Annotated in this window: 1 protein-coding gene; it reads right to left on the bottom strand. The window is 40.1% G+C overall.

The features are described 5' to 3' along the window. On the bottom strand, positions 1 to 382 hold a 382-nt coding region (locus CD035_RS13865), incomplete at both ends, for a hypothetical protein (RefSeq protein ID WP_219728642.1).

The following is a 382-nucleotide window of genomic DNA, read 5'->3' as shown; positions in this document are numbered from 1 at the left end:
ATCAGTACCGATAAGTTTTTCATCTTCGTTACTTACGCCATCACCATCGATATCGTTATCATCTTTGTCAAGGATGCCATCTCCGTCAGTGTCTTTGTCTGACTCAGCATCAGAACCAGTATCAGAGTTAGAATCAGAACCAGAATCTTTATCAGATTGGCTATCAGAACTACTGTCTGAGTTAGAACCAGAATCGCTATTTGAATCAGAGTTCGAGTCTAAATCAGAAGTACTATCAGTACCAGAGTTAGAACCACTGTTAGTGTCTGAATCAGAATCTTTATCAGATTGACTATCAGAACTGCTGTCTGAGTTAGAATCGGAACCAGTATTAGAGTTAGCGCCTGAATCGGAATTACTATCAGTACCAGAGTTAGAACCG

The sequence above is a fragment of the Mammaliicoccus sciuri genome (genome assembly GCF_002901825.1).
GTDB classification, from domain to species: Bacteria; Bacillota; Bacilli; order Staphylococcales; family Staphylococcaceae; genus Mammaliicoccus; species Mammaliicoccus sciuri.
The sequence above is the reverse complement of the archived record's forward strand: the minus strand, read 5'-3'. Positions and strand labels throughout refer to the sequence as shown.